Source organism: Paenibacillus polysaccharolyticus (assembly GCF_023714295.1).
GTDB lineage: Bacteria > Bacillota > Bacilli > Paenibacillales > Paenibacillaceae > Paenibacillus > Paenibacillus polysaccharolyticus_A.
The window spans coordinates 212,182-224,560 of record NZ_JAMAUN010000004.1; the positions used below are offsets into that span (position 1 = coordinate 212,182).

Genomic DNA, 12,379 nt, shown 5'->3' on the forward strand with positions numbered 1-12,379 from the left:
CGTTCCATTATTGTTATTATTCGTGCCAGACAACGTTATGCCCCCTTCCGGCTTTCCAGCTTAATTCTAGGATCTACCAATACGTAAGCGATATCTGTAAGGAAACGTGCAAACATCAAGAGAATACCATAGAAAATAGTAATCCCCATAATCATGGTGTAGTCACGGTTTGTGATACTTTCTACAAACACTTTACCGATTCCGCCAATGTTAAAGATTTGCTCAATAACAACAGAACCCGTGATAATGTTAGCGGTCATTGGACCTACATACGTAACTACTGGCAAAATACCGTTCCGTACAACGTGCTTAAACATGATGGCAGGCCATTTCAACCCTTTAGCTTTAGCGGTTTTAATGTAGTCTGCATGTAGAACTTCCAGCATGCTTGAACGCGTTAGACGTGCGATAAAGGCAATCGGTGATGCAGACAGAGCTGCAACCGGAAGCACATAGTCAAGTGGACCATCAAAGCCCATAACGTTGAACCATCCGAGTTTGAAAGCAAACACATACTGTAATAAGGATGCTAGCAAGAAGCTTGGTACCGCAATCCCGATGACGGCAAGAACCATCGTTACATCATCAATTAGTTTGCGATGATACACTGCTGCAAGCAATCCCAGCAGTACCCCCACGATAATGGAAATAATGATCGCAAAAACACCAATTTTCAAGGATGCTGTGAATGTCTTCGTAATCATGTCTGTGACACCTTGGTTGAGATAGTTCATCGAAACCCCAAAGTCGCCTTGCACAATATCACCAATGTATTTGAAGTATTGCACATACATCGGCTTGTCCAGACCATATTTTTCTTCAAGAAGGGCCCGAATCTCAGGTGATACTCTTTTTTCCGATGTAAAAGGGTCACCAGGAATGGCTTTCATCAGGAAGAAAGTCATCGATGCGAGTATGAAAAGCGATAGCAGCATAAATAGCAGTTTTTTCAAAACGTACTTAACCAACCCTTGCACACCTCCACAAACAATATTTTGTATACAAATCGATTGTAGAATTAGACCGCAATAAAGTCCAATCCATTTATCGGAAATTTCAAGAATTATAAGGGAAATCAGTTCACATACAAAAAAATCGGGATATATATGGAATTCCACATATATATCCCGAAGTAATCATATTAGACTTCAGAACAAACTTACTTCTCTTCCAGATATGCACGAGTGAAGTCAATCGCTCCACTGAAATCAAGTTGTACACCTTTCAGGTAAGGCTTAGTCAAAGATACGTTAGTGTAGTAGTAAATTGGCATTACGCCCATTTCATCTTGAATCAGAACTTTTTCTGCGTCAGCAAAAGCAGCCATACGTTTAGCTACATCTGTTGTTTTTACAGTATCTTCGAGGTCTTTATCATACTGTGCATTGCTGAATTTAGAGTCGTTGTTTGTGTTTCCAGTTTTCCACATTTCCAAGAAGTTGAACGGATCGTTGTAGTCCGCAGACCAGCCCGCACGAGCAACTTGGAAGTTTTGTTTTTGACGGTTATCCAGGAAGACTTTCCACTCTTGGTTTTCTGTTTTCACATCAACACCAAGGTTCTTTTTCCACATATCAGCAATAGCCAAAGCGATTTTCGCGTGACCGTCACTTGTGTTGTAGATCAAAGTAATTGCAGGCAAAGTAGTGTAACCCTCTTCTTGCATACCTTCAGCAAGCAACTTTTTCGCTTCATCTACATTTTCAGTGAAGTAATCATCTTTGTGTTCTGTACGGAATTCTTCTTTTTCACCGCGGATACCAGGAGGTACAAAACCGAATGCTGGAATTTGTCCACCTTGTGTTACTTTATCAACAATCAATTGACGTTGAATGGACATTGCAAATGCTTTACGGATTTTAGCGTTGTTGAACGGTGCTTCATTTACGTTAAACTGGTAGTAATACGTACTTGCAATACCAGTTGCTTTGAACTCGTTTGGCAGTTCAGCTTTCAAAGAAGGGATTTGGTCAGACGGGATCTCACCGTTAGGTGCACCTGTGTAGTCCAATTGTCCTGATTTGTAAGCTTGCAGTTCAGAAGCACTACTGTTTGTCAAAGACATATTAATTTCAGACAATTTAATGTCAGACGCTGCATGGTAACCATCGTTTTTCTTCACAACAATTTTTTGACCTTTAGCGTATTGATCCATTACAAATGGTCCGTTAACGATCATGTTTTTGTAGTCTGAGAAAAATTTATCATTCGTGTCAGCAGACTTGTGTACTGGATAGTACGTATAGAATGCTGTAAGACCCAAGAAGTAAGGAGTTGGATTTTCCAATGTTACTTCAAGCGTGTGCTCATCCGTAGCTTTTACACCCACTTGGGAGAAATCTGTGATTTTAGTACCTTTGAAATTTTTATCTTTGCTCATGTTGAAACCTTCAGCACCCTTGATGTAGTACAATTGGTATGCATAAGGAGAAGCTGTTTCCGGTTTCAAAGCACGTTCCCAAGAACGAACGAAATCTTCAGCCGTTACAGGATCACCGTTGCTCCATTTTGCATCTGGGTTCAGGTTGAACACGTATTTCAAACCATCTTCAGAAATTTTCCAGTCCTTAGCAACACCAGGTGCTTCTTTGCCGTCAGCATCGATGCGTACAAGACCTTCATACAAGAATTTCAAAACTGTGTTCGTTTGGCTGTCTTTGGCTTGAGCTGGGTCAAACGTAGGAGGTTCAGCTGACAAGTTAATTTTCAGAACTTGATCTTTGGCAAGACCCTTTTCTCCGCTTGCAGAATTGTTATCTGGTGTGGTACCTGTGCCTTCATTTTTCGATCCGCACGCTGCAAGTACGGTACCGAACGCCAAGATCAGCGTCAAAAGGACTAATAGACTTTTCCTTTTCATCTAACTTTTCCCCCTAAATTGATGTGGTTTATGTTTATAGATTATACAACCACCGGTCAAAAAAATCTACATTACTTTTTCAGAAAGTAATGTTTTTTTCAGTTTTCGACAAAATCGACACATCTTTTCGGGATTTTGCGTTATGTAACCTTACATCTGATTCATAATGTATCTAAATAATCCAAATAAAGTAAACAAAACATAACCAAAACTCATCATCACAAACGACATGCGCCATACGGCACGGAACATTCTTCCCCCGTCAACCTTTCCTTTTAGTCGATTTTGCGCACCTCCGATAAAACCAAGCGCTATTAGTATGAGTATTAATGTCAGATAAAAACCAAAGTTCGAGTCAAATGTTAAGTTGAATAACGCAGATACGGAGAAAATAAGGAAAAATGTAGTGACATCCATAGCTGTTCGCAGTGCAACGGACTTATCTTTCTTCCATACCATCATGCTCCAATACACGAGGAAAAAAGGAAAAAAGGGCAATATACTCAATACGATGAAAAAACCCATTAACTCACCCCTTCTGATTGCATACCTTGGATCAAATGAAAAAGCATTTCATGAGTAGGTACTTTCAGATTGAACTCCTTTGCCATTCTTATGATTGATCCGTTAATTGATTCTACCTCTGTTGTGCGTTTATGTAGTACATCTGCCAGCATGGAGGACGTATTCGAAGCAGTGCCACGGCACACTCCTTGGATCTGATCCCACATATCCCCTTCCAACTGCACGTTCATTGCCTTATACACGTTCATTGCCTCATCACACAACTGGCGCATGATGCTAATTCGTTCTTTCTTATGAAGCAATTCACCATTGGGAATTCTCCATATTGCCGTAAGCGGGTTGATCACCGCATTAATGAGCAGTTTTCTATATATCGGCTTATCGATTTCATTCGACACTGTACAGTCAAATCCTGCCTGCTGCATAACCTTAGCTAAAGTAAATATTTGTTGTTCATCTACTATTTCCGCGTTTGCTTTAGTCGAACGCTTACTCACGCCCAGGAGTGTTTCTGCATAACCAGCCCGGCACACCTTCCCCCCGGTACGTTTTGCCCCTTCCGTTGTAATCGCACTACACAGCCATGCATTGGAAAAAGCAGCCTGTAGCTTCTCCAGATGACCAAGACCATTTTGATAACAAGCAATCTTTAATGACTGCCGTGACTCTACCGTTAATGTTGCTGTCTGTTCAATAAAATCATCAATATGAGTTTGCTTCACAGTAAGTAGTATCCAGTCTCCAGGTTTCTCGTTCCAAACATTCGCCAGCTGGGATGCTGGGTAAGCCTGAATCTCGTCTGGCCTAATATGAATTTCTCTATCCTTCTCCATAATGGTCATTCCTTCTTGTTTGAGCTGGCCAGCTTGAACTGACGTTCTAGTCCAAAAACGTACACTTATACCTGATGTTTGCAACTTTCCTCCATATAGAAGTCCTAACGAGCCTGCTCCGACCACATCTATAATCATACAATTCCCCTGCTTTCATTATTTCGTATATCTCTCCTATGTTTCCCGGCAAACTTTCTTCTTCTATATTAGAACAAAATACATACAACTAAAAACCCGTCATACCAACCGTATGATAACGGAGGTTTGGCGGGCAAATATTACAAGGTTACTCGATTTTCGAAAATAGCTACTCAATCCGTTCCAAATTTCCGTTAGCATCCATTTTGAATCTTGTCTTGAGTTCTTCTTCTTCTTCGGATAAAAAGGCAAGCCTGCGTGCTCGATCCATAATCTGGATTAACGCTTTGTAATCATCGTTGACCACACGATAATCAGTCTGAACCTCATTAACTTCCTTGGAGAGTCGGTCGTTCTCACAACGTAATTCAAGCAATTCGTCTTCTTTTTCTCGTAATTCCTTTTCAAGCATTTTAAGCTGACGATTACTCTCCTGTACAGTTCCCTTCCACTGTCTTAGGAAACGGATGACCGCATCCATAGACAAGGATTCATCCGACACACCTTCCGACTTAAAGATACCTTCATCGGCGTCTAATGTTGTCAGTGCAGCAACTTGCGGACCCAGCATTGCCGGCTGTTTTCTAAGGTAGCTCCGCTTTTGCCTTTGTGCTTTAGCATTGCTGATCGCTGATTCATACTTTTTACGTACACAACTGTTCCAACGGAACCCACAGGCGGCCGAAGTTCTGCCTATTTTTTCGCCCACTTCTTCAAAAGCGGCTAACTGCGTACTGCCTTCCCGAATATGACGCAATGTAACCTCCGCCAAAATCAAATCATCCTCTGTGCTCCAAGCATCCTGTCTCACTGCAGTCATGCTATAATACCCTCCTAACACCATCCTGAAATAACCGTCCCCATAACCGGTAACCCGTTATGTGAATTAGGTATAAAAGTTGCTTTACTCATTCTTATGCCTCTCATAGAGTTCATAGAATTGATTTCATACTAAAATGTATTTCCACATTCAGGTTCCCTCATACGTGATTAATATAATTCCTTATACATTTAATCGGAGGCTATTAAAAAAAAGAATTCGCTTTCATACCCAAATTTGTTTACACGTTTTTCCTTTGTCGGTATAATATTATGTAGACAATCTATGAACGTACATAAGAGAGGAGGATTTACCGTGGCACGCATGTTTCGGGTACTCGGGTTCTTCACGCTTGCGATTGGCCTGATGGCTTTTGCAGGAGACTTAGTCGAAATGGCTTTACTTTTCTTCCTGCAGACTGCGTTTTTTGTCCTTTTGGGATACTTGAAGTTTACAGAACGTACGTATATATTGCTCTTCTGGGGTTATATGATCGTAACGTTCACAGGGTTCAGCTACTGGACCGTATTCGAAATGGGACTGCCGCTCTAATCCGCCAGCAGCATCAAAGCAATCCGGCTCTTGTCGGATTGCTTTTTTGTTTTTAAGATTACATATGAAGATACGGTGTTATGTAACCACTAAGGATATTTTGCGTAAGGATTTCATATATTGTTTGGAAGAGTACTCACCTGCAGGATTTTACAAGGATTAAAGAAAGGAGAATGATTGTGAAGCATCGAAATGGCCTAATCGCCATCTTGTTCATTATCATATTGTTTGTGCAGCCGTCCTCATCATACGTTTATGGAGAAACTTCACCTGAAGACACGCAAGCTATTCTGCAAAAGACATTATCTATTGTAGAGATTGATCACGAAATTAAACGTATTACTGATCAGCAGGCACAATTAGCCAAGCAACGTGAGACACTATCTGCCCAACTGAAGCAGCAAGAAAAGGAAATACATATCCAGCAAGACCGAGCCGGAGCTGTTGTAAGATCCTATTATACGGGAGAGCGTGACAGCCTGCTCATGATGGTGCTTGGGGCAAGATCATTTAAAGATTTGTTTGTTCTATATGACTACTATCAAGTCATCATCGGTAAAGACCAAGCTGTACTGGACAAGTATCAGACCCGTTACAATCAACTGCAGCATACGTCCGATCAAATCCGCCAAACCTCTATAAAGCTCACCGAGATGAAATCCAATCTAGAAAACCAGCGAACAAGGGTAGCCTCACTGCAAAAAGAAGTGGATAAACAAATAACCGCCAGCGGTGACGCGGCAGCTATCCAAAAATTAATGAATGAATTAACGTTGTATTGGGAAAACGTCGGCATATATGAGGTAAAACGTTATTTCAAGGCATTGGCATCAGCCATGCAAAACTTGCCCGATTTTGTACAAAAGCAAAACGGAGCCATATCTACCACGGGAACAACGTATACCATTCGCATTGGCGAGGACGAATTAAATGCCTTTTTGCGTTCACAAAATGAAATTTTCGATGATTTTTCGTTTGCATTCGATCAGGATAAAATTACAGCTTCGGGGAAGCGCGATCAGTTACAGCTCAGTATTGAAGGCCACTATACGGTCGAGAACGAACCGCAAAATTCTATTCGTTTTCATGTGGATAAGCTGGTATTCAATCAGCTTGAACTTCCTGACACAACACGCAACATGTTGGAGAAAGAGTTCGATCTCGGTTTTTATCCGCAAAAAATACTGTCCTTTGTCAAAGCTACGGATGTTTCCACAGATGAAGGGGTTTTGGAAGTGAAATTAGCGATTTCATTTTAGGGATTTACTGTTTTTCTAATGCTGCTCACATACTGGGCAGCACTGATCTCCCCTTCGAGAAGCTGTTGTACCCGTTTTCGGAAACGATCGATCATTGTTTTATTTTCAATTGCTTGCATCGGAGATTCTTTGGCGAGCCACGACTGATTTGAAGCCATATTATACCGACTCTCAACATCCCCGACTTCCTTCTTATTCTCTTGTTGTCTTGCGGGCAAACGATTGGTTTGTTTATACCACTTGGTCTGCGTTACTGCAGAAGACATGCCTTCAATCCACCGACTTGCTGCATCCGTTTCCACAGTTCCTGCTGTAATGACCATACTTCTGGACTCCACCGCCTGCAAAGCCTGTAAAGAGACCGGTGAAGTAAATGTCCCGCGACCTTTGGCAGCCTCATCCGCATGTAAAATACGAGATAGTGTAGATACAAACATCGGAGTTGGCACCTTGTATTCCGAAGCAGATAATACCGGATCTGCAGACATGGTCATAATATAAGGTTGGAGCTCGCGGAGCAAGCCGACGCCCTGTTGAGATTCATTTGTTATAGGTATAAGCTGCATTTTTAGAATCTGGTCTGGGGCCATTCCCGGCGGCAAATAACTCAACCACGCACCTACTCCGTAAATGTCATCTATATTCAACGAAATCAAAGGTGTGCTCTTTGTTTGAGATGCTTTGATTAACTTGGACCATTGCTCTCTATTCTGCGGGAAGTCCTGCAACCCCGCCTCATTCAAGTATGAGGCCGTTACTCCCATCACATAAGGATCCAAATCAAAGGGCATGGCCCATTGATATCCGTTCCATTCTGTCATTCCTCGTAACTCAGCAACCGAATCGCCAAGAGCTTTGGAAAGCGCTGTCGCATTCAAAGGAACCAAATATCCTTTTCTAGCATAATGTTGCACTTGATCACTATCTAATAAAATAATATCTCCGTTCTCCCCCAAGGAAAACTCCTGATCCAGCACCTCTTTATACTCCTTCGGTTCCACATTGCGGAGATTAACTTCGACGTAAATAGAAGTCGCTACTTCTTTAGCCACTTTTTGAAAAGACGCAAACTCCTCTGCTGACATGGATACCATCACATCAAGAGGGGCTCTAGTATCTTCATTACGGGATGAAACACCCGTGTATGTATCTTTCTCTTGATTTCGTCCCTGATTATGCTGCGAACCTCTAAAATCAAAGCTAGGTGAAAGGATTGTTAGCGAAAGCAATAAAACTGCAAATAAAACAACCTGATGTCTACGCTTCATTCACTCTCCCCCCCTTGAAATAACTTATTTTATATTTTCTCGCAACCATTATTGTAACAAATATATAGTGCCCTTGTCCTATCCTGCCAAAAAACACTTTTCTTATATTTTGCATATTAAGAGCATATCCAGTTCTGTATAACATTTGATTTTATTTTTTTCAGCAAAAAAGCCGACTGTAAAAGTCGGCTTGCTCTTAAAACATTTTCCGGGAAATAAATCCAGCTTTGAAACGATCGAAGGCATGTTATAACAAGTCAGCCGCAAGTTGTGCCAGCTTGGAACGTTCTCCTTTTTCAAGCATAATGTGGCCACTGATTCCTTCTTGCTTAAATCGTTCAACAATATAGGTTAGACCGTTGCTTGCGGAATCCAGATAAGGGTGATCAATCTGCTCAGGGTCACCCATTAGAATAATTTTACTTCCTTCGCCTACACGGGATACGATGGTTTTCACTTCGTGACGGGACAAGTTCTGCGCTTCATCAATAATGATGAATTGTCCGGGAATCGATCTTCCACGGATGTAGGTCAGTGCTTCAACTTGAATGCTGCCGAGACCCATCAATATTTTATCAATATCTCCGGCTTTTTTCGTATCAAATAAAAACTCAAGATTGTCATAGATCGGTTGCATCCACGGACGAAGCTTCTCTTCCTTCTCTCCTGGTAAATACCCGATATCCTTGCCCATCGGCACGACGGGTCGTGCGATCAGTAACTTCTTGTATTTGTGATCATCCTCTACTTTCAGCAATCCTGCTGCCAATGCGAGAAGTGTTTTCCCTGTGCCTGCTTTCCCCGTTATCGTCACAAGCGGAATATCGTCGTTCAGCAGAAGCTCTAGCGCCATCCGTTGTTGTGCATTTCGGGCGCTTATTCCCCAGACGTTATCATTACTAAGGAACAATGGCTCCAGCTTCGTACCTTCCGTATTCACTTTAAGCAAAGCTGATTTGTTCGTACCCATCTCATCCTTCAGAATGACAAATTCATTCGGGTAGAGAGAATAGGACAATTGCAACGGTTTGATCGGCAAGAAACGATATGTGTAAAACTCATCAATGACAGACGGGTGAACTTTCAGCGCCGTATATCCCGGGTACAACTCGCTAAGTCCAGCAGTCCGATCCGATAAGTAATCCTGTGTGATCAGTCCAAGTACGTCCGCCTTGATCCGTACAAGAACGTCTTTACTGACAATAACAACTTGTCGCTCCACCACTTCTTTTTCATTCTCTTCAATCTGATAATTCAGCGCGACGGCCAAGATTCGATTGTCATTGGACACTTCCCCGAACATTTCCTGAACTTTCACAAAACTACGGTGATTAAGCTCAACTTTTAGATTGCCTCCATTCGCAAGAGGTACGCCACTGTGCAAGTGGCCCAGTTCCCTGAGTCCATCAAGCAGTCTGGACACGTTGCGTGCGTTACGGCCGATCTCATCGGCGTTTCTTTTTTTGGAGTCAATCTCCTCCAGTACAACCGCGGGAATGATTACCTCATGTTCTTCAAAGGCAAATATGGCATTGGGGTCATGCAGAAGCACGTTGGTATCCAATACAAAAATCTTTTTCATTCAATCCCCTCCAAAGCGGCGTCGTTAAAGGCATGGGCTGGAACGTGTTCTCGGGAATGACGAAGTTGCTCTTACGAGCCTTCCGTTTCCCCTCATTCCCGAGTTCATCTTGATCGTGTGATCTTCAGCAGCGGCATGGACAATCATGCTCCCATACATAAATGTATTCGACTAGGGCAAAATAATTGTCAACCATTCTGAAAAACTCCAAGAAAGGATGAACATTTATGAAAATGGGGATATGCACGCTGCTTCTGATCTTTGTTCTTACCGGCTGTAATTCTTCCACACGTAACGCTTCACAGGAACCGCACGAGATGCATCCAAGAAGTTATGGAGGAAACATAACAACACAGCAAGAAGATCGAATGAATCCTTCACGCTTAGATTACTTCAACGAAAATACAGGCGAGGTACATGATCTCAATATTGCGGATGATACGGAAATGGGCCGAATGACAAATAAAAAACGAGTGAGCCACCTCAAAGCACTTGCCAAGCAAGTTGAAGGTGTGCAGGATGCTAACTGCGTTATACTCGGCAACACAGCGGTAGTCGGCATTGATGTGGATGGTAATCTCGAACGGGCACGCGTTGGCACCATAAAATATGCCGTTGCAGAAGCTTTGCGCAAAGATCCGGAAGGTGTGGATTCCATCGTAACCGCCGATGCTGATGTCACGGAGCGTATCAAAGAAATTGGTGAGCATATCCGTAAGGGCCATCCCATTTCCGGTTTCGCTTCAGAACTCGCCGATATGGTAGGCCGTATCATTCCACAGCTTCCGAAAGACGTCAAAGTTCGTCAAAACCCGGATGAACCTGCTCAGGATCAATACATGCAACAACACACATCGGAAAAAAGACAACAAAAAGCCCAGTGATTTCTCACTAGGCTTTTTTCATGGCCGCAAAAACTTGCTCATCGAGCTTCTCTGCAGCACGTTGGTCGTATATTTTGACAAATTGAGGCACAGAGGACAATTGAGCACCATAGAACAGGGCATTCCTCACCGCTTCAATCCGAATGTCGAAACAGCACATATTAAAGGGTACGTCTTGCAATGGGTCTTGTTGCACGGAAGCACGTCCATTGACCGCATACACCATTTCTTCGCCAAAAACAGTAATCGTAACCAGCGGATTGTGTTTCATGTTATTTACCAGACGGGAACGATGATCAATTGCCAAACGAAAAGTTGATGCATTTTCAGCATAAATCCAGGAGATTGCTGTAGAAGTCGGACCTCCAGATTCCACATCCACGGTGTTAAGAAGCACAAAGGTCTCGTCTTTAAATTGCTGTAAAAGAGATTCTGTTAACTGTGTGACGGCTTCGGACATTCAACCAGCCCCCTAACCTTCTTTATGCAATTCTCATCTTGGTTGATGTTATTATAGCACACCACGAACCGAGCTTCCAATCCCTAAAACGGTTACTATTCTTTTGGTGATGACGCTGTAACTTTACCTGAAAGTGTATCTTGCAGCGCCTGTTTGGCATTGGCCAATTCTGTCTCATTAACATATACATAAGGACTTCTCCACTCCCCTGTAACTGGAGTAAAGTGTACATCTGCGGTGGAAATGTTCCAATAGGTCGCTATAAAGTTTTTCATTTGTTCGGATTCCACATCCGTTGTCATGTTTTTATCTACCGCACTAATCACTTTGCCAATCTTGGTTATTCCGCCAAGCGATTTCAACTGATCCAGCATGGCATTCATTACCTGACTCTGGCGTTTATTGCGATCAAAATCATTGGATTCAGCCGTTTTTGGTTTACAGTTGGACTTGCGATAGCGAACAAAATCAAGTGCCTCTTTCCCGTCCAAATGTTGTGGGCCAGCCTTCAAATTGATATCTGTATTGTCAGCCGTATCTCGGTAACACATATTTTTATCTACCGTAACATCCACTCCGCCTACAGCGTTTATCGCGTCACGAAAAGCCTGAAAATTCAGAACGGTTGTATAGTTGATATCCACACCGAGGTACTTTCCCATCATATCCTTCATCTGGTCCTCTGCCTTCTTGCCAGATGTTTTTTCTTGTGTTTTAAATCGCGGGTAATAGGCATTCAGTTTGTTCGACTTATATCCATCCAGCTGAATACGCGTGTCACGCGGTAAAGATACCACGGTGGCAGTCTTTGTATTCGGATTAAGTGCAGCAACCATCACAACATCTGATAAAAACGTACCTGTTTCGGGACGGTTATCCGTACCAAGCAGCAACATCGTAAGTGGTTTGGTTGAAGCCGACATGCCTGGAGGAACGGGTTTATCTATTCCCGTATTCGCAACTTGGTTGTATAGCCAGTACACATATCCACCACCGACTAGAATACCAATCACAAGCAGGCTGAGGAATACCCTGACGAATCCGCGCATACGCTTCTTCTTCGGAGCCTTGTCCTTACCGCTCTTGTAGCCTGAATTACCGGATGCATTCGAAGGTTGTCTTCGTGGAGGCAGTCCGTTTGAATTTGAAGTCATGTTCTCAACACCTTTATCACATCTGTTTGGTCTACATAAAACAC

12 protein-coding genes are annotated in these 12,379 nt (G+C 42.6%); 3 read left to right on the forward strand and 9 right to left on the reverse strand.

All coding sequences use genetic code 11. The features are described 5' to 3' along the window. Positions 1-35 precede the first annotated feature (35 nt). From M3629_RS13625 to M3629_RS13645, 5 genes are all read right to left on the reverse strand, one after another. Positions 36-968 carry an ABC transporter permease gene (locus tag M3629_RS13625; protein ID WP_090923767.1) on the reverse strand — a complete coding sequence of 311 codons (933 nt, stop codon included), beginning with the start codon at positions 966-968 and terminating at the stop codon, positions 36-38. Between the two features lie 191 nt (positions 969-1,159). Further along, positions 1,160-2,860: a peptide ABC transporter substrate-binding protein gene (locus tag M3629_RS13630; protein WP_251507152.1), complete on the reverse strand. Its 1,701-nt coding sequence runs from the start codon at positions 2,858-2,860 to the stop codon at positions 1,160-1,162. Positions 2,861-3,010: 150 nt separating this feature from the next. Further along, positions 3,011-3,385, reverse strand: a complete 375-nt coding sequence (locus tag M3629_RS13635; protein WP_251507156.1) for a DUF3397 domain-containing protein — start codon at positions 3,383-3,385, stop codon at positions 3,011-3,013. Continuing rightward, a complete protein-coding gene (locus M3629_RS13640) occupies positions 3,385-4,356 on the reverse strand; it encodes a ketopantoate reductase family protein (RefSeq protein WP_251507158.1) in 972 nt (323 codons plus the stop codon). Before M3629_RS13640 ends, M3629_RS13635 begins: the two co-directional genes overlap by 1 nt. 169 nt (positions 4,357-4,525) lie before the next feature. After that, entirely contained in the window at positions 4,526-5,176 is a 651-nt protein-coding gene (locus M3629_RS13645) for an RsfA family transcriptional regulator (protein WP_251507160.1), read from the reverse strand. A gap of 315 nt (positions 5,177-5,491) precedes the next feature. On the opposite strand from M3629_RS13645, the gene M3629_RS13650 reads away from it, so the two are divergent. Together M3629_RS13650 and M3629_RS13655 are read left to right on the forward strand one after the other, a co-directional pair. Further along, positions 5,492-5,728 (forward strand): DUF2626 domain-containing protein, encoded by a 237-nt coding sequence (locus tag M3629_RS13650; RefSeq protein WP_110898524.1) that lies wholly within the window; start codon positions 5,492-5,494, stop codon positions 5,726-5,728. A gap of 179 nt (positions 5,729-5,907) precedes the next feature. Then, a complete protein-coding gene (locus M3629_RS13655) occupies positions 5,908-6,987 on the forward strand; it encodes a hypothetical protein (protein WP_435368222.1) in 1,080 nt (359 codons plus the stop codon). Here M3629_RS13655 and M3629_RS13660 read toward each other — a convergent pair. Together M3629_RS13660 and M3629_RS13665 are read right to left on the reverse strand one after the other, a co-directional pair. Beyond that, positions 6,984-8,255, reverse strand: a complete 1,272-nt coding sequence (locus tag M3629_RS13660) for an extracellular solute-binding protein (RefSeq protein ID WP_251507165.1) — start codon at positions 8,253-8,255, stop codon at positions 6,984-6,986. The genes M3629_RS13655 and M3629_RS13660 overlap by 4 nt on opposite strands. A gap of 247 nt (positions 8,256-8,502) precedes the next feature. After that, a complete protein-coding gene (locus tag M3629_RS13665; RefSeq protein WP_251507167.1) occupies positions 8,503-9,837 on the reverse strand; it encodes a PhoH family protein in 1,335 nt (444 codons plus the stop codon). 227 nt (positions 9,838-10,064) lie between these two features. On the opposite strand from M3629_RS13665, the gene M3629_RS13670 reads away from it, so the two are divergent. Then, positions 10,065-10,721, forward strand: coding sequence for a YhcN/YlaJ family sporulation lipoprotein (locus M3629_RS13670; protein WP_251507169.1), 657 nt, complete (start codon positions 10,065-10,067; stop codon positions 10,719-10,721). 7 nt (positions 10,722-10,728) lie between these two features. On the opposite strand, the gene M3629_RS13675 is transcribed toward M3629_RS13670, so the two are convergent. Together M3629_RS13675 and M3629_RS13680 are read right to left on the reverse strand one after the other, a co-directional pair. Continuing rightward, entirely contained in the window at positions 10,729-11,181 is a 453-nt protein-coding gene (locus M3629_RS13675) for a pyridoxamine 5'-phosphate oxidase family protein (RefSeq protein WP_090923776.1), read from the reverse strand. Positions 11,182-11,276: 95 nt separating this feature from the next. Then, entirely contained in the window at positions 11,277-12,335 is a 1,059-nt protein-coding gene (locus M3629_RS13680) for an LCP family protein (RefSeq protein ID WP_251507171.1), read from the reverse strand. Positions 12,336-12,379: the final 44 nt, after the last annotated feature.